15 protein-coding genes are annotated in these 16128 nt (G+C 34.1%); 6 read left to right on the top strand and 9 right to left on the bottom strand.

Annotated elements, in window-relative coordinates; genetic code table 11:
* Nucleotides 1-161: 161 nt before the first annotated feature.
* On the top strand, nucleotides 162-767 hold the full coding sequence (locus GIY83_RS15695) for a YkgJ family cysteine cluster protein (protein WP_208682440.1): 606 nt from the start codon (nucleotides 162-164) through the stop codon (nucleotides 765-767).
* Between the two features lie 1367 nt (nucleotides 768-2134).
* On the opposite strand, the gene GIY83_RS15690 is transcribed toward GIY83_RS15695, so the two are convergent.
* From GIY83_RS15690 to GIY83_RS15675, 4 genes are all read right to left on the bottom strand, one after another.
* A complete protein-coding gene (locus GIY83_RS15690; RefSeq protein ID WP_194618691.1) occupies nucleotides 2135-2602 on the bottom strand; it encodes a hypothetical protein in 468 nt (155 codons plus the stop codon).
* 188 nt (nucleotides 2603-2790) lie between these two features.
* On the bottom strand, nucleotides 2791-3147 hold the full coding sequence (locus GIY83_RS15685) for a hypothetical protein (protein WP_208682439.1): 357 nt from the start codon (nucleotides 3145-3147) through the stop codon (nucleotides 2791-2793).
* Nucleotides 3148-3364: 217 nt separating this feature from the next.
* Nucleotides 3365-4078, bottom strand: coding sequence for a LytTR family DNA-binding domain-containing protein (locus tag GIY83_RS15680; RefSeq protein ID WP_208682438.1), 714 nt, complete (start codon nucleotides 4076-4078; stop codon nucleotides 3365-3367).
* Nucleotides 4048-5049, bottom strand: a complete 1002-nt coding sequence (locus tag GIY83_RS15675; protein WP_194618685.1) for a sensor histidine kinase — start codon at nucleotides 5047-5049, stop codon at nucleotides 4048-4050. Before GIY83_RS15675 ends, GIY83_RS15680 begins: the two co-directional genes overlap by 31 nt.
* 184 nt (nucleotides 5050-5233) lie before the next feature.
* On the opposite strand from GIY83_RS15675, the gene GIY83_RS15670 reads away from it, so the two are divergent.
* The 5 genes from GIY83_RS15670 to GIY83_RS15650 all read left to right on the top strand — a co-directional run bounded on the left by GIY83_RS15670 (nucleotide 5234) and on the right by GIY83_RS15650 (nucleotide 10248).
* Nucleotides 5234-6214 carry a DUF6268 family outer membrane beta-barrel protein gene (locus tag GIY83_RS15670; protein WP_194618683.1) on the top strand — a complete coding sequence of 327 codons (981 nt, stop codon included), beginning with the start codon at nucleotides 5234-5236 and terminating at the stop codon, nucleotides 6212-6214.
* A 56-nt stretch (nucleotides 6215-6270) separates the two neighbouring features.
* On the top strand, nucleotides 6271-6483 hold the full coding sequence (locus tag GIY83_RS15665; protein WP_065452198.1) for a hypothetical protein: 213 nt from the start codon (nucleotides 6271-6273) through the stop codon (nucleotides 6481-6483).
* A 286-nt stretch (nucleotides 6484-6769) separates the two neighbouring features.
* A complete protein-coding gene (locus tag GIY83_RS15660; protein WP_194618681.1) occupies nucleotides 6770-8299 on the top strand; it encodes a SulP family inorganic anion transporter in 1530 nt (509 codons plus the stop codon).
* A 109-nt stretch (nucleotides 8300-8408) separates the two neighbouring features.
* Nucleotides 8409-9317 carry an AraC family transcriptional regulator gene (locus GIY83_RS15655; RefSeq protein WP_194618679.1) on the top strand — a complete coding sequence of 303 codons (909 nt, stop codon included), beginning with the start codon at nucleotides 8409-8411 and terminating at the stop codon, nucleotides 9315-9317.
* Nucleotides 9318-9408: 91 nt separating this feature from the next.
* A complete protein-coding gene (locus GIY83_RS15650; RefSeq protein WP_208682436.1) occupies nucleotides 9409-10248 on the top strand; it encodes an oxidoreductase in 840 nt (279 codons plus the stop codon).
* Between the two features lie 269 nt (nucleotides 10249-10517).
* On the opposite strand, the gene GIY83_RS15645 is transcribed toward GIY83_RS15650, so the two are convergent.
* The 5 genes from GIY83_RS15645 to GIY83_RS15625 form a co-directional block, all read right to left on the bottom strand.
* Entirely contained in the window at nucleotides 10518-11720 is a 1203-nt protein-coding gene (locus GIY83_RS15645) for an ectonucleotide pyrophosphatase/phosphodiesterase (protein ID WP_208682434.1), read from the bottom strand.
* Nucleotides 11721-11982: 262 nt separating this feature from the next.
* Entirely contained in the window at nucleotides 11983-13611 is a 1629-nt protein-coding gene (groL, locus tag GIY83_RS15640; RefSeq protein ID WP_208682432.1) for a chaperonin GroEL, read from the bottom strand.
* A 70-nt stretch (nucleotides 13612-13681) separates the two neighbouring features.
* On the bottom strand, nucleotides 13682-13957 hold the full coding sequence (groES, locus tag GIY83_RS15635; protein ID WP_007806577.1) for a co-chaperone GroES: 276 nt from the start codon (nucleotides 13955-13957) through the stop codon (nucleotides 13682-13684).
* Nucleotides 13958-14097: 140 nt separating this feature from the next.
* Nucleotides 14098-14439, bottom strand: a complete 342-nt coding sequence (gene secG / locus GIY83_RS15630) for a preprotein translocase subunit SecG (protein ID WP_208682430.1) — start codon at nucleotides 14437-14439, stop codon at nucleotides 14098-14100.
* Between the two features lie 3 nt (nucleotides 14440-14442).
* Complete coding sequence (locus GIY83_RS15625) at nucleotides 14443-16113, bottom strand: tetratricopeptide repeat protein (RefSeq protein ID WP_208682428.1); 1671 nt, start codon at nucleotides 16111-16113, stop codon at nucleotides 14443-14445.
* Nucleotides 16114-16128 lie beyond the last annotated feature (15 nt).

Below are 16128 nucleotides of genomic sequence, written 5' to 3'. Positions count from 1 at the left end.
AGGAAAGGGGCAGAGCAACAAAGGTTCAAAGGGGCAAAGTTTAGAATTTTTTACTTTGGATTTTTTTCCCGTTTAGAATTTCAGTATTGGAATTTATTTTCCCAATACTATCATCATTATAGCTCAAGCCATTTCTATTAACCTACCTTACCAAAAAAAGGATGGCGATAGAAGAGAAGGTTAGGCAGGTTGAAGCATTATTTGATCGTCTTGAAGTTGAAATTACTGCTTTTCAGTCAGAAACTCATTTGTACTGTAATGCGGGTTGTGGCAAATGCTGTACTACGCCTAATATCGATGCTTCGCCTTTAGAATTTTTACCTTGGGCATTTCATTTGTTTTTGAATGGTAAAGCCGAGGAAACCTTAAGACTTTTGAATCAGACTAATAATCATAATTGCCTGATATACCGTCCGCTTTCTGTCTTAGAAGATAAAGGAAATTGTAGTAATTATCTTTACCGTGGGCTGATATGCCGACTTTTTGGCTATGCCGCTACTACCGATAAATATGGAAAACTACGTTTGGCTACCTGCAAAATTATCAAAGAAGAACAACAGGAAAATTTTATCGCTGCCGAAGAATCTATTAACAACGGTAAATATGTCCCGATTTTTACGGATTATTATATGCGATTGGCGCAAATAGACATGAGGATGGGCGTTATTTTAGTACCCATAAATGAGGCGCTCAAAATAGCAATCCAAGAAGTTTTGCATTATTACGCCTACAGACCACTTCCGGACGGACTTGGCAACATAGCTTAAGTTTCTTTGTGAAAAGAAGTTCAAAGTGGCAAAGATTGGAATTTGGAATTTATTAAAAGATTTTGGACCAAAGCTTCGGGATATTTTTGGTGCATAATCAAAGCTTGTTTCATTTTATAATTTGAAATATAGTTTGTTTCTAAAAAATGATTTATGTCTTTTTAACTTTATAATTTTATAAGACTTTTAAATACTGTTTAAACTTTAATAAAGAAATGGATCTGTAAAAAATAGAATGATCTGCAACAGTATTGATCGCAATGTAATTTTAAAAATTAACGTGTTAGTTGCCGCATAGTAGGCTAGACTCTTACTATTTTTATTTTACTTAATTTAAAAAATCATTTTATATCCCTCCCAAACGAATTGCACAACGCAAAATTTGCCGAATATATCGAATCTATCAAAATCATGTATTTGGTAGACGATCGATTTAAATGATTTGTGATGATTATTGTATCAGTAAAATAAATGCTGAAAAATTCAGGGAAAAACTCGAGAGGGATTTCCAGCATCAGCTCAAATATGAGCTCTTATCTAAAGAGCTAGAAGAGGAGATCCTGATTTACATCATGAAAAATACTTAACTTAAAATCTGTTTTACTACGATTCGAGAACTTGCTGTGTTTTCTTATCGACTCCTCTAGATTTGATCTGGATGCCTAAAATTTATAAGTGCGATGGTGCTTTATAAGTTACAGGTAATAGTATGTCGTCTTTGGGAACAAGTGTTGATATTGTTATCCATAAAAAGGTATATAATCATAAGGAGACAGTATCATTTGGGGAGAAATATATCTTGTTTATGTCAACAATGATGATAATGAATTCTTTTTTATCCTTTTTTAAAACAATCTGAGCAGGAATAATTTGTGTAGTTAGTGGCGCAAAATCCAGATCATTAAACTATAGAATTTCCTTTAAGCAGTATTAAGGCATTGTCTTTGGGAATGGCTTCAATTACTGTAAATTTTCAGTTTTGGAATTTAAGCTACTAAGGTAGGGGGCTTGTAAAAAAAATTAAATAAATAGAAATAAAAAAAAAGTGAGACTTTTAATCGTTGGCGTCGATTAGAAATCCCACTTTTATTGTTCCAAAAAAAAGTGACAGCATTTAATATTTTCCTTTCGGTAAAATGATAAATCTTGAGTAAAAATTATTTACCGCAATTTTACCACTAAATATAGTTTTGGCAATAGGTATTTATACCTGTTTTTTAAATTTAGACACCAGGACACTAAGACAATAAGGCTTTTTATTTTGAGGCTTTTGATATGAAGATACTAAGGCTTTTTTGCTGAGGTTTGTTTTGCCCCGAAGTGGCTAAGTCACAAGTTTTTTGTTTAATGTTGTACGATTATTTGGATTAATTGAGTTCAGGGCTTTTTAATTCGATTATTTTTTCGACGTATTGTATAAGGTATTTTCTTTCTACCGAAAATATAGCATCTTCATCTTCTGTTTTTAGGTATAAATCGGCGATGCTTTCGGCATCCATTTGATTGTTTAGGTAGTGGTGTTCGGCGTATTTTATAAGATTGTCTAAAAAAAGTTCTCGTATTTTTGCTTTTTCGAGTGTTGCTTGGTCTCCTTCTTTTATTTTTTCCATTTCAGATTCCGTTAAATCTATAGTGAGGTACGTGTAGTCTACAGGAACTTTTGCCAGCATTTCTTTGTCTACTTTTCCGGATCCTAAGCAATACGCGCAAGGGGCGGGGGTCCATTTTAATTCTTGGTTCAGGCGTCGTATGTCATCCCAATCCACAAAAGCTTTTCCTAGGCATCTCGGGCACTCTATATTTGATTTTCTAAATAGGAAATTAAAAATGGTCATTTTTCTCTACAATTATTTAGCGATTAGTGGCGTCGCGAATATAATTATTTATGTAAGAAAAATTGGTTTAGGAATGCATTTTTTTTAAGGAAACGATTTATGAGTCCTGAGAATTGAACATTTTTTTAGGGTAAAGAGAACAGTTGGTTTTTATAATCTAAATTTTTTGTTTTGTGTATTCTACAGATTTAAGCCTTTTTTTTCATCAAATAATAATAAACATTTTCTGCGCCATCGGCGACAATATTCGAATGTATAAATTCGTATCCGTAGGCTGCCATAAAGTTTAAAGCATCAATAATAGAGTTAAATACTAAAACTTCTCCATTTTTATCTATTAAACGCGCTGTCTCATTATTGTTCGACATGAGTTTTGTTCTTTGCCCAATGTCTATCAAAATCCTAACTTTAGAAGACATGTATTTTGAAGTTCCAATAATTTGAAGGTATTCTACATCCAAATCCTGAATAGGAATTCCGTTGATGGTTTGTGCAAAACCAGAGAAACTGAATAATAGTGTAAGGGTAAGAAGTAGTTTTTTCATGGGTTAATTTAGGTTAATAATTAGTGGTTTAGCTAAGATAATTTTGATGTTAAGATTGCAATTTTTGATTTATAGCTTCGATACAGGCTTTTTTAAGAAATATCAAGATTTATACCACAAAATAAAAACTATCAAGTGTTTTATCATTGATTAACAAAAACAAAAAAGCCCAACAAAACTTGAGCTTTTCAAATTGTCTAATTTTCAAATCTACTATTTATCTAATTTGCAGATTATCCAACAAAATTTGGTATTTCCTCCCAATAGGAATAATTTCGCCATTGAATATGGTAAGAGATTTAAAAGTTACAGCTGTAATTTTGGTGATATTTACAATAAAGGAGCGATGAACTTGTACAAAATTGGCGTTGTCAATTTCTGTAGCAATACTCGAGAGTGAACCGTAAATTATGATAGGAGATTTTAGTTTGGTGCTGTACAATTTCATGTAGTTGCCCAGGCTTTCGATATAAATAATATCGCTTAAGAGGGTTTGAGTCATTTGTCCGTTTACGCGGTGCGAGAGGACTTTGGTATTGGTAGTAGTTTCTTTTTTTATGGTAGTGCCGGAGAAATAAATCTTGGCTTTTTCAATCGCTTTTGAGAATTTTTCGAACGAAATGGGTTTGAGTAAATAGTCTATAGCATCGTTTTGGTAAGCCGAAAGAGCAAAATCAGAATAAGCTGTGGTGACAATGGTAAGCGGTCTTTTAGGCTGTAACTCCATCAATTCGACACCGGAAATTACGGGCATATTAATATCCAGAAAAATAATATCATAGGTGTTTTCGTTGAGCATTTTTACCGCTTCCATACCACTAAAAGCACTTCCGGAATGTTCCAGATCGTCAAATTTAGACATGTGTGATGCAAGCGCCTTATGTGCCGGCGATTCATCGTCTATGATAAGACAGCGGTAGGTAAGTGCCATATTTTTAATTTTACCATAAAGATATTCTTTTCTTTCTTGCAGTTCAGTTCATGTCGTAAGCCGTAAACTTCCAGACGTCTTTTTAGGTTTTCGATTCCAATTCCCGTGCTCGAAAGTCGTGAACCCGATTCGAGATAATTGTTTTTTAAAGTAAAAGACAATTGGTTGCACTTTACCTTAAGATCTATATTTATAAAAGGTTTTGGAGTTTCTGCCGAGAATTTAACAGCATTTTCAACTAGTGGCAAAAAGAACAAAGGCGGAATATCGATATTGTCATAATCGCCTTCAAAAAGCTGAGTGACCACAAGGCGTTCGTTTTGAAAAGTATAATATTCGATGTATTTTTTGATAAAGGCAATTTCTTCTTCCAGAAAAACATAATCCTTTTTAGTGGCTTCAATCTGATAGCGGAGCATGTCCGAAAGATTCAGGATTCTGTCCGGTAATTTATCAGGATCAGATAACGATTCTCCGTATAAATTATTCATGGCATTCAGTAAAAAATGCGGATTCAGTTGCTGTTTCAAAAACGAAAGTTCAGATTTGAAATTCATGATATCCTTATCTGCATCCCTAATTTTTTTAGTGATGACAACATGAATAAAATAGAAAAACATTCCGTTGATAATCAGTGATAATATTTGAAGCGTTTTGAAATTTCCCAGACCAACCAGCGGAAAAAACCAATTCATAAAAAAGTAAAATGAAGTCCAGTAAATGACAAAGAGTGTAAAGAATGTTTTCAGTTTTCTTTTAAATAAAAAAGGCCTGATGATAAAAACGTTAAAGATCGTTACCCAGATAATACAAGGTAAATACCCAACGGCTATTTTACTGAGCATATAAGACCAATCGCGACCGTCTAATTTTATTTCGTCATAAACACAAGCCAAAATAACCAAAATTATAAAGGCGTTGACAATGATGTTGCGCAGAAAAAAGTTCTGATAAATTTTTAAAATCTTCATAACGGCAAAAATAGGCTAATATTATAGTTTGTAACACTTTGTAAAGCATAATTTATACAAACGCCATTCGTATAAATGATACGCCATTTGTATAAATATGCTATTATAATAGATGCTTCGCAGTTACTTTTGCCGAGGGTTTTAATCCTTTTCCAGTAAACAAATTTTAATCTTATACCAATTTATGAAAACAAAAATCATTTGTGTTTTATTCATTTGCGTGTCGATACGAACTACGGCTCAGGAAAAAGAAGCGCCTATGAAAACGGTGGTAAAAGCAATAACGGATAAGTTTCCTACTACCCGAATTCTGGATGTGCAATACGAACAATTGGGACCAACAAATTATGATTCGAAGCTTTTTGGCGATCGTTATGAAAGAGGCCGAATCGACCATCACGACCGACTAAAAGTAGCGATCAATGTGCCGTTTTTTGCCACAGCATCAAAACGTTTTGTGCTAACGGGTTCTTTGCGTTATAAATACGAAACCTATGATTTTGGTGATGTTTATAATTATGCTGCGGCTTCTGCCTACACAAAACCAAAAGAGGAATTTCATTATTTTGCAGGGGCTGTGAGTGCCACTTATATGTCGACACTTTTTCGCAAACCTGTTATTTACAACGCCACCGCCACAGTGGACGGGAATCAGGATAATGTACAGCGCGTAAAAGGATTTGTAACTGCCAATATCGTTCTTAAAAGAACAGCCAATACTACGATTACCGTTGGAGCTTTGGCCATGTTGGATCCCTCATCAATTATCCCCATTACGCCGCTTTTTACGCTGAATCATAAATTCGAAGATTCAAAATGGGATTTGGACTTCATTCTTCCCCAGCGTTTATTGTTCAGAAGGCAATTTTTAGAAAATGGAAGAATTTCCTTAGGAACAGAACTAAATTCTGAAAGTTTTTATTTAAATTTAAATGCTTCAAATTTAAAAGGAATTTACGAGTTAAATCAGTTGGAACTAAAGTCCGGTATTACCTATGAATACCGTATTACAGCTCAAATAATTGGTTTTTTAAAAGGAGGTGTTAATAATATTTTGAGTACTCGTGTAACAGAAAGAGGTGAACGAACGTCTAAGTATATTTATGAGCACAAAGAAGATGCTCAGGGATATTTTAGATTTGGAATCTCATACAATCCTTTTTAATCAGAATTAGTTCTATAGTTCATTTATTGTTTTTTATTGTATTAAAATAAATAATTATGGTTGTTGAAGTTTTTAAAACAAATGTTCAAAAAGAAGCAGATACCAATTACATCATTGCCGTAATCCTGACGCAGTTTCCTGATTATAAAATTAATTTTGATCTCGAAGATTGTGATAAAATATTACGTGTCGAAGGTGTAGATCTCGAGCCCAATAATATCATAGACTATGTAAATTGTCTGGGATATACGTGTGTGAAATTAGAATAGTTTATTTTTTTTAGATTACTAATGAAGCACTAAGATTAGTTTTATTTATTGCTGTAATAAAATAAAAACAGGTATAAATACGCAGCTTTATATATCATTTTATAAATAATTTTGTACGATAATTTCTTTTGAAAATTAAGTTATGACAAGTTTTATTCTTTCACTTTTGGTTTTACTTTTAAAACAGCTTAGTTAACTGTTTTGATACCTTATTATTTTTATGATGCTTTTTCAGATTTGAAAAGGTTAATGCTCTTTTGGTCATTATTTTCTACATTTGTGGCCTATGAAAAAAGCGCTCCATCTCTTTGACTTTACCCAAAAAGTAAATTACAAAAACGAAATTTTAGCCGGTTTAACCGTTGCCATGACCATGATTCCTGAATCGTTGTCCTTTGCTATTTTGGCTGGCTTTCCGCCTTTGGTGGGTTTATATGCTGCTTTTATTGCCGGTTTGGTTACTGCTGTTTTTGGTGGAAGACCCGGAATGATTTCGGGCGGGGCAGGAGCAACTGTTATTGTTTTGATTGCCTTGATGAAATCCCACGGTATAGAATATGTTTTTGCAGCTGTCGCCCTTGGCGGTGTCGTGCAGATCTGCATCGGACTTTTTAAACTCGGAAAATTTATTCGCTTAGTGCCTCAGCCCGTTATGTTTGGTTTTGTAAACGGATTAGCGGTCGTGATTTTTATGTCGCAGCTCGAGCAGTTTAAAACCGTTGTAAACGGACAAGTTTCATGGCTGCAGGGTACTCCTTTGTATATTATGCTGGGTTTGGTCGCCTTAACAATTGGAATCGTTTTACTTTTTCCGAAATTGACCAAAGCAGTTCCGGCTTCCTTAGTTGCGATAATGGTGGTTTTTGCCATTGTCCTGATTTTTAATATCGAAACCAAAACGGTCGAGGATATTGCCTCTGTTCAAGGCGGATTTCCTCCGTTTCATATCCCTGATATTGCACTTTCTTTTGAGACTTTCAAAGTTATATTTCCCTATTCTGTAATTGTTGCTGCTGTTGGTTTAACCGAAGGTTTGCTTACGCTGAATTTAGTCGACGAAATTACCGGAACACGAGGCAACAGCAATCGCGAGTGTATTGCGCAGGGAAGTTCGAATATTTTAAATGGTTTCTTTTTTGGAATGGGAGGTTGCCCAATGATTGCACAGACTCTGGTGAACCTTTCGGCAGGTTCAAGAGCACGACTTTCGGGAATTATTGCAGCACTGACGATTTTATTGATTATCCTTTTTGGTGCGCCTGTAATTGGTAAATTGCCCATGGCGGCTTTGGTAGGAGTAATGATGATGGTAGCAATTACCACTTTTGAATGGGCGAGTTTCAGAGTCATCAATAAAATGCCCAAACATGATATTTTCGTTGGAATTTTGGTAGCCGTAATTACAATTGTATTGCACAATCTGGCTTTGGCGGTTTTAATTGGTGTGATTATCTCAGCCCTTGTTTTTGCATGGGAAAGTGCTAAAAGAATCCGAGCAAGAAATTTTATTGATCAAGCAGGAGTAAAGCATTACCAGATTTACGGGCCTTTATTTTTTGGTTCGATAGCTGCTTTTGTCGAAAAATTTGATGTTGCAAACGATCCTGAACATGTTATTATCGATTTTAAAGAAAGCCGTGTTGCTGATATGTCAGCGATTGAAGCTCTGAATAATTTGACTAAAAAATACAATCAGCTCAATAAAGTAATAGAACTTCAGCATCTCAGCCCTGATTGTATCACATTGCTTAAAAATGCCGAAGCGGTGATAAAAGTAAATGTAATTGAAGATCCTACTTATAAGGTAGTTTCTTAATTAGAAAATCTGCCAATTGGACCGCCCTTGGACTGTGCTCAGAGTGACACACCATTCATGATTAAATTATCTAATTGCCTAATTTGTTTGATTTTTGTAACTTTGTCAAATGAAACTACAAGAAACACTCGAAGATTTTTATACTGTAAAGATAAAAGGAATGCCCGAGAATCTTAAAAAGGAAATCGGACACTTTAATGTTTTTAAACTCGACGATTATGTTGGGAGTACTTGTAATCCTTTGCCTTATACCCGAAAAGACTTTTATAAAATAAGTTTAATCATTGGTAAAAACAAAGTGCATTATGCTGATAAAGTTGTTTCGATTGACAATCAGGCTTTATTTTTTGCCAATCCACAAATTCCGTATAGTTGGGAACATATTGACGAAAACCAAACCGGATTTTTCTGTATTTTTACAGATGCATTTTTTAGTCAGTTTGGGAATTTAAAAGAATATCCTTTGTTTCAGCCCGGCGGAAATCCAATTGTTCCAGTTTCAAAAGAATTGGCCGAGTCTTTAAATAAGGTGTATCTGAAAATGTTTGATGAAATCAATTCAGATTATGCTTTTAAATATGATGTAATTCGAAATTTGGTTTTTGAAATTATACATCTTGCGCTAAAAACACAAACGCTAACTGCTTCATTATACAGTAAGTCGAATGCTACGATTCGAATTTCATCTTTGTTTCTGGAATTGCTCGAACGTCAATTTCCTATTGAATCTATTTCGCAGCAAATTAACTTTCGATCCCCTTCAGAATTTGCGAATCAATTAAATGTTCATGTCAATCACCTCAATAAAGCCTTGAAAGAAACTACCGGAAAAACCACTTCGCAGATTATATCTGAAAGAATTGTTCAGGAAGCCATGATTTTATTAAAACAAACCAATTGGAATATTAATGAAATTGCGTGGTGTTTAGGCTTTGATGAATTGTCTCATTTTATTAATTTCTTCAAGAAAAATACTCAGGTTTCACCCAAAACGTATCGCGTGACCGAAATTGTTTGATTTTTGTAACTTCTTGTTTGATTCCTTTAATTTTTTAAAAGTACTTCGCCAATACCTTTGTCCTGTAATTAAAACGTAAAAATTTAAAATCATGGAAAATAACAAAGTTTGGTTTATCACAGGTGCTTCAAAAGGACTTGGATTAGAATTGGCTAAAAAACTATTGAATGAAGGTTACAAAGTAGCTGCAACGTCAAGAAGTGAAGACGCCTTGATTAAAGTACTAGGAAATCCATCAGCAAACTTTCTTCCGCTGGAAATGGATTTGGTTGATGAAAAAAGTGTCAAAAATGCAATAGAAGTTGCCGTAAGTCATTTTAAAACAATTGATGTTTTAGTAAACAATGCAGGTTACGGATTATTAGGTGCATTAGAAGAATTAACAGATGCCGAATCAAGAAAAAATTACGAGGTAAATGTTTTCGGATTGTTGAATGTAATTAGAAATACAGTTCCGTATATGCGTGCCAATCAATCGGGACAAATTTTTAATATTTCATCTGTTGGTGGTTATTCGGGTAATTTTCCGGGTTGGGGAATTTACTGTTCGACAAAATTTGCAGTTGCAGGTTTGACAGAATCGCTGGCAGCAGAAGTAAAACCATTCGGAATCAATGCTACTATTGTATATCCAGGTTATTTTAGAACCGATTTCTTAAAAGACAGTTCTTTATTATTGCCTCAAAACCCAATTGCAGATTATAAAGCGGTAAGACAATCTGAAAGCGCGCACAAAGATGATATCAACCAAAATCAACCGGGAGATCCTGTAAAATTAGCAGAAGCTTTAATTAAAATAAGTCACGAAGAAAATCCTCCTTTGCATTTATTCTTAGGACAAGATGCGTATGATATGGCGAACCAAAAGATAGAAAGTGTTCAGAAAGATTTAGAAAACTGGAAAGCGGTTTCTGTTTCGACAGGTTTCTAATTAGATAATTAGAAAATGTGTTAATTAGATAATTAATTACGGTGTCTTAAAAATAAAATTTTTTTGAATAGCCTCCAGCTTTAGCTGTAGTAAAAATAAGATTGCAAAAAAGGCTTTGGCCAAACTTTAAAGTTCGGCTAAAGCCTTTTCTATTTCATTCAATATCGCCAGCTAAAGCTGGGGACTATTCATATATTTCTGATAATAGGAAATAAATATATTAATTCAATTTTCAAATTATCTAATTTTCTAATTGACACATTCTCTAATTAATTCACCAGCATCGACTTTACATGGCTGAATTCCCCATCAACTTTGTCTATATGCAGTCCTAAAATATGAGCAATCAAAGGATAAACTGAAACGTTTTGAAACGTTTTTACTTCTTTATCTACTTTAAAAGCCGGGCCTTTTGCATAAAAAATAGCGTGCATATCTTTTTCGCTATTGTCGTAGCCATGCGTTCCGCCTTTTATATTTTGAGTTTTGTCTTTTGCTAAACTATATCCTTTTTTAGCTTCAATCACAAAATCATGTACACGCGGATTGGTTCCGTAATGCAGTCTCTTTGGGACTTCGGTAGATTTCCAGAATTTAATATGGGCTACTTTCTTTAACGCTTTTGCAATAGAATCCTGATAACCCGGTTTTGCTTGAATACTCATAATGGGGTTAATTACATCTTTGTAACCCAGCCATTCCGGTTTTAGGTAATCTAAGACTACTACTTTTTTATCATTGCTGATATTGGCCATTCCGTGATCTGAAACAATAATTAAATTAATTTCTTTTCCAATGGCTAACTGATCTAATCTTCGTGATAATTCACCCATAATAGAATCCATTTTGATGACCATTTTTTTGTTTTCCCCAGAGAGCGGACCAAAATTATGTCCGGTATGGTCTGGTTCATCAAAATATAAAGTAACCAAATGCGGACGTTGTTTCTCAGGAAGCTGTAACCATTTTAAAACTGTATCGATTCTGGCTCCGTAAGGAATTTTATTGTCATAATTTTTATAAATACCAGAATTTCTTTTGTCAATATCAGATCCCGGCCAGAAGAAAGAAGCCGTTTTTACACCTTGTTGTTCAGCTACATTCCAAATTGGATTTCCACCATAAAAACGCGAATCATTTTTTGCTTTGCTTGATAGGGAAAAAGATTCGTTGAGTTGAGCATCATAAAAAACATTATTGATGATCCCGTGATGATCCGGATAGAGTCCGGTTACAATTGAGTAATGATTCGGAAAAGTTTTACTTGGATAAGACGGTTTCATAGATTTGGCATGAACACCTTTTTTAGCAATTTGCTTTAAATTCTCAAGATTAAATTGTTTTTGATAATCCCAACGAAATCCATCCATAGAAACCAAAACGACGTAAGCATCTTTATTGGATTGAGAATAGGAAAAAGAGGTAAGAAGTAAGAATGTAAAAAGTAATAGGTGAGTGGTGAATTTTCTCATTTTGCAATTTTAATAGAACTGTAAATTTACTGATAAACGATTTTTTAAAGAAAAAGACAATGTTAAACTAAAGGAAAAGTTTGTCCCGAAATAAGCTAAAAGAGTTTGCCACGAATTTTACGAATTTTCGCTAATTTTTTAGGTATAATTTATAGAAAAAGAATTTGTGCTAATTTGTGCAATTCGTGGCAGAAAAAACTATAGCAAAAAAAAACGCCAGATAAAATATCCGGCGTTTCAATTTTTAAGAAGTGAAGAACGATTACATCATTCCTGGCATACCGCCGCCCATTGGCATTCCGCCTGCGTTTTCTTCTTTAATATCAATTAATGCACATTCTGTAGTAAGGATCATTCCGGCAACAGACGCAGCATTTTCTAATGCCACACGAGTTACTTTTTTAGGATCGATAATTCCAGCTGTAAGCATATCTACATATTCGTCAGTTTTTGCATTGTATCCAAAATCACCTGAACCTTCAGAAACTTTTGCTACTACTACAGAACCTTCAAGACCTGCATTTTCAACAATAGTTCTTAATGGAGATTCAACAGCGCGAGATACAATCTGAATTCCTGTAGCTTCGTCAGCGTTGTCGGCTTTAAGATCAGCTAATGCAGCTTTTGCTCTTAATAAAGCAACACCACCACCAGCAACAATTCCTTCTTCAACAGCAGCGCGAGTAGCGTGTAATGCATCGTCAACTCTGTCTTTTTTCTCTTTCATTTCAACTTCAGAAGCAGCACCAACATAAAGAACAGCAACACCACCAGCTAATTTAGCCAAACGCTCTTGCAATTTTTCTTTATCATAATCAGATGTAGTAGTCTCCATCTGACCTTTAATTTGGTTAACTCTGTTTTTGATGATATCAGCTTCACCAGCACCACTTACAATTGTAGTGTTGTCTTTATCGATAGAAACTCTTTTTGCAGTTCCTAACATTTCGATAGTTGTATTTTCAAGTGTATAGCCTCTTTCTTCAGAAATTACAGTTCCACCAGTTAAGATAGCGATATCTTCAAGCATTGCTTTTCTTCTGTCTCCAAAACCTGGAGCTTTTACAGCAGCAATTTTAAGAGCACCTCTTAATTTATTTACTACAAGAGTAGAAAGAGCTTCTCCGTCAACATCTTCAGCAATAATTAATAATGGTTTTCCTGATTGAGCAACCGGCTCTAAAACTGGAAGTAATTCTTTTAAAGAAGATACTTTTTTGTCGTATAATAAGATGTATGGAGAGTCTAATTCAACTTCCATTTTCTCAGGGTTTGTTACGAAGTAAGGAGAAAGATATCCTCTGTCAAACTGCATACCTTCAACAACGTCAACAAAAGTATCAGTTCCTTTAGCTTCTTCAACAGTAATAACACCTTCTTTACCTACTTTTGCAAAAGCAGTAGCGATTAATTCACCAATTACTTCGTCATTATTTGCAGAGATAGAAGCAATTTGTTTGATTTTATCAGAATCACTTCCAACTACTTTAGCTTGTTTTGCAAGGTCAGCAACAATAGCTTCAACAGCTTTATCGATACCACGTTTCAAGTCCATTGGGTTTGCACCTGCAGCAACGTTTTTAAGACCTTCTTTTACGATAGCCTGAGCTAAAACTGTAGCAGTTGTAGTTCCGTCTCCCGCTAAATCATTGGTTTTAGAAGCAACTTCCTTAACCATTTGCGCGCCCATATTTTCTAATGGGTCTTTTAATTCGATTTCTTTTGCAACAGAAACACCATCTTTAGTAACAGTTGGTCCACCAAATGATTTACCAATAATTACATTACGACCTTTTGGTCCAAGAGTTACTTTTACAGCATTTGCTAATGCATCAACACCACGTTTTAATCCGTCACGTGCTTCAATATCAAATTTTATATCTTTTGCCATTTTCTTTTTTGTTTAATGTTTTATTTGTTTCAGGTTTCCCTAATACTTAATTCTTGAGACCTATGTTTTTTTAGATTATAGCTAAGATATCATCTTCACGCATAATCAAATAATCAGTTCCTTCAAGTTTTAATTCTGTTCCTGCATATTTACCATAAAGAACAGTGTCGCCAACTTTTACAGTCATAGTGTGATCTTTAGATCCATTTCCTACTGCAACTACAGTTCCTTTTTGTGGTTTCTCTTTGGCAGTATCCGGAATAAAAATCCCTGACGCAGTTTTAGTCTCAGCTGCAACAGGCTCAATAAGTACGCGGTCTGAAAGCGGTTTAATGTTTAAAGTCATGATTTATATTATTAATAGTTTATATTTTTTTAATGCTAAAGTAACTTTCAGAAATTGTGCCATGCTCTTAAAACTGACATTATTTCCTAAAAAAAATGCCAGCTTTGACAGGCTGGCATTTTATATTTATTTCAAAATTATTATTTCGCTGCAGGAGTTGCCGGAGCAGGTGTTTGTTGAGCTGGAGCAGCAGGTGTGCCAGTAGCAGGAACTTCAGATTTGTCAATAATTTTAGAGTCAGTATCACTTAATGATCCTGTAAAACTTAAACTTGAAAGCAAGATTAAAGCAATCAAAATAGTAGCTAGTGTCCAGGTACTTTTATCTAAAAAGTCAGTTGTTTTTTGTACTCCACCTAACATTTGAGTTCCGCTAATTGTAGACGATAATCCGCCTCCTTTAGGGTTTTGAACCATGATTACTACGATCAATAGAAAACAAACTATTGTGATTAAAACTAAAAAAATTGAAAATGTGCTCATTGCTTAATTATTATTGTTATTTTGTTGTAAAATCTTTATATCCGAAATACGGTCTGCAAAGAAACTAATTTTTTCTGGATATTTCAAAATTAATATTTCATATGCTTGTATTGCTTTTGTATATTTCTTTTGTTCCAAATATACTCTGGCCAAAGTCTCTGTCATTAAATAAGAATTATCTTCTTTATTAAGGTCAAATTGTACTGCAGGGGTTATTGCAGTTTGTTTTATTGGAGATATTTTTGGGTTTGTCTCGATGAATTTATCGATTATTTCTGCCTTTTTCCTTTTCTCCAGATCAATTATTTCTGCTTTAACTTTTGGCTCAGCTGTCTTTTTGATTTCTTTTTGCTCTTGAGGACCTTCTTCTGTTCTGTCAATTGGTTCTGTTCGTGCTAATTGAAGCCACTCCTGAAAAGAGTGTTTTTCATTAACAGAAAAATCAAGTGGTTTTCCTATTTCAAGGTTTTCCTCTGCGATTTTTACATTTTCCTGAATTTCTATTTCTTTTGGTTCTTCAGCTATTTTTGGTTCTTCAAAAACTACTGCATTTGCTTCTTTGATAGAATTTAATATCGATTGTTCGATAGGATCAATTCTTACTGATGGAATTTCCTGTTCTACTATTTCTACTATTTCTTCTTCTTCTTCTTCTTCTTCTTCTTCTCCGTCTTCTACTGTTTCTTCAAAAAAGGTTTTGGTATGTTCTTTAGTCGAAGTTAAAATGGGCTGCTCAGCAATTGGTTCCTCTTTTGACTCTTCTATTTTTGGAGCTTTCTCAAAAGTTATATTGGCTACTTCTTTTATAGATTCTAAGATAGACTGTTCAATAACCGGATCAATTTGTTTTTCTTCAGTTGTTGCCGGTCCTTGAAAAGTGTTTGGTGTTACTTCTTTAAAAGTGTCTAAAATAGACTGCTCGGTAATAGGTTCAATTGGTTTTTCTTCAATTTTTACCGGTTCTTCAAAAGTGGTTGGCAGTACTTCTTTAAAAGTATCTAGAATTGATTGTTCAGTAATTGTAATTGGTTCTGTAATTGGCTCTACTTTAACCTCTTCGATTTTTACCGGTTCTTCAACAGTAGCTGGTATTACTTCTTTAAATGAATTTAGAATCGCTTGCTCATCAATTATTTCAATTGGATTTTCTTCACTTTTTACTTCTTCTTCAACAGTATCTGGTGTTACTTCTTTAAAAGAATTTAAGATCGCTTGCTTGTCAATTATTTCAATTGGCTTTTCTTCTATTGCTGTAGGCTCAGTAAAAGTAGTATTTGTTGCTCCTTTTATAGAGTTGAGAATCGATTGCTCAATGGGATCAATTCGAACTTCGGTTGCTTTTTTAATTTCTTCAAAAGAAACAATCTCGCTGTCGAATACTTTAATTTCTAACAGGTCTCTTAATTTTTGATCATAAAAATCGTTCTGAATAGAGGTAAAACTTTCTGAGGTAATAAAATCAAATAAAACAGCGCGATCAGTGGTGTGAGCGGCTGTAACTTTTAATGCATAATTATACTTAAAGCTGTTTTGATTGTAAAGTCCTTTTAATCGTAATGCTCTTGCACTTTGAAAATACGGAAATTCATTCAAAACACTTCCTAATGCATCCGCTTGCTTTTCTGTGATAGCATCGGGTTTGTTCATTAAGTAGGTATAATCAGTTACATTCATGTTTTTATGTTTAAT

It is taken from the genome of Flavobacterium sp. SLB02 (genome assembly GCF_009664855.1).
Taxonomy (GTDB): domain Bacteria; phylum Bacteroidota; class Bacteroidia; order Flavobacteriales; family Flavobacteriaceae; genus Flavobacterium.
Note: the sequence above shows the minus strand (reverse complement) of the source record. Positions and strands in the feature narration are given on the sequence as shown.

What these genes read in the sequence shown, in the direction of transcription:
- GIY83_RS15690 (WP_194618691.1), bottom strand. Translation starts at nt 2,602, where the DNA reads ATGACCATTTTTAATTTCCTATTTAGAAAATCAAATATAGAGTGCCCG.
- secG (WP_208682430.1), bottom strand. Translation starts at nt 14,439, where the DNA reads ATGAGCACATTTTCAATTTTTTTAGTTTTAATCACAATAGTTTGTTTT.
- GIY83_RS15660 (WP_194618681.1), top strand. Translation starts at nt 6,770, where the DNA reads ATGAAAAAAGCGCTCCATCTCTTTGACTTTACCCAAAAAGTAAATTAC.
- GIY83_RS15655 (WP_194618679.1), top strand. Translation starts at nt 8,409, where the DNA reads ATGAAACTACAAGAAACACTCGAAGATTTTTATACTGTAAAGATAAAA.
- GIY83_RS15695 (WP_208682440.1), top strand. Translation starts at nt 162, where the DNA reads ATGGCGATAGAAGAGAAGGTTAGGCAGGTTGAAGCATTATTTGATCGT.
- groES (WP_007806577.1), bottom strand. Translation starts at nt 13,957, where the DNA reads ATGACTTTAAACATTAAACCGCTTTCAGACCGCGTACTTATTGAGCCT.
- GIY83_RS15625 (WP_208682428.1), bottom strand. Translation starts at nt 16,113, where the DNA reads ATGAATGTAACTGATTATACCTACTTAATGAACAAACCCGATGCTATC.
- GIY83_RS15645 (WP_208682434.1), bottom strand. Translation starts at nt 11,720, where the DNA reads ATGAGAAAATTCACCACTCACCTATTACTTTTTACATTCTTACTTCTT.
- GIY83_RS15685 (WP_208682439.1), bottom strand. Translation starts at nt 3,147, where the DNA reads ATGAAAAAACTACTTCTTACCCTTACACTATTATTCAGTTTCTCTGGT.
- GIY83_RS15670 (WP_194618683.1), top strand. Translation starts at nt 5,234, where the DNA reads ATGAAAACAAAAATCATTTGTGTTTTATTCATTTGCGTGTCGATACGA.
- groL (WP_208682432.1), bottom strand. Translation starts at nt 13,611, where the DNA reads ATGGCAAAAGATATAAAATTTGATATTGAAGCACGTGACGGATTAAAA.
- GIY83_RS15650 (WP_208682436.1), top strand. Translation starts at nt 9,409, where the DNA reads ATGGAAAATAACAAAGTTTGGTTTATCACAGGTGCTTCAAAAGGACTT.
- GIY83_RS15680 (WP_208682438.1), bottom strand. Translation starts at nt 4,078, where the DNA reads ATGGCACTTACCTACCGCTGTCTTATCATAGACGATGAATCGCCGGCA.
- GIY83_RS15665 (WP_065452198.1), top strand. Translation starts at nt 6,271, where the DNA reads ATGGTTGTTGAAGTTTTTAAAACAAATGTTCAAAAAGAAGCAGATACC.
- GIY83_RS15675 (WP_194618685.1), bottom strand. Translation starts at nt 5,049, where the DNA reads ATGAAGATTTTAAAAATTTATCAGAACTTTTTTCTGCGCAACATCATT.